This window comes from Deinococcus alpinitundrae, from assembly GCF_009982895.1.
GTDB lineage: Bacteria > Deinococcota > Deinococci > Deinococcales > Deinococcaceae > Deinococcus > Deinococcus alpinitundrae.
In genome coordinates this window covers 1-309 of record NZ_WXZL01000179.1, presented here as the reverse complement: position 1 = coordinate 309, position 309 = coordinate 1, and the positions used below count along the sequence as shown (strand labels likewise).

Below are 309 nucleotides of genomic sequence, written 5' to 3'. Positions count from 1 at the left end.
AATGTCAAATCTGATTTATCGCAAACATATGATCAGTATGAAATTAAAGTCGATCAAAATAAAGCGGCAGAAAATGGTATTTCTGCAAGTCAACTTGCAATGCACTTGAATGAAAACTTACCAGAAAAAACAGTTACGACTGTTAAAGAAAATGGTAAAACTGTTGATGTTAAAGTCAAACAAAATAAGCAAACAGACTGGTCAGAAGATAAGTTGAATAATATAACTTTGAAAAAGCCGACTGGTGGTACGATTAAATTGGGAAATATCGCTACGTTAGTTAAAACAACGACACCAAGTAAATTGACG

1 protein-coding gene is annotated in these 309 nt (G+C 32.7%); it reads left to right on the top strand.

Translation table 11 applies throughout. The features are described 5' to 3' along the window. Positions 1-309 (top strand): efflux RND transporter permease subunit (locus GUI70_RS25525; protein ID WP_161884550.1); only part of this gene is annotated, 309 nt, incomplete at both ends.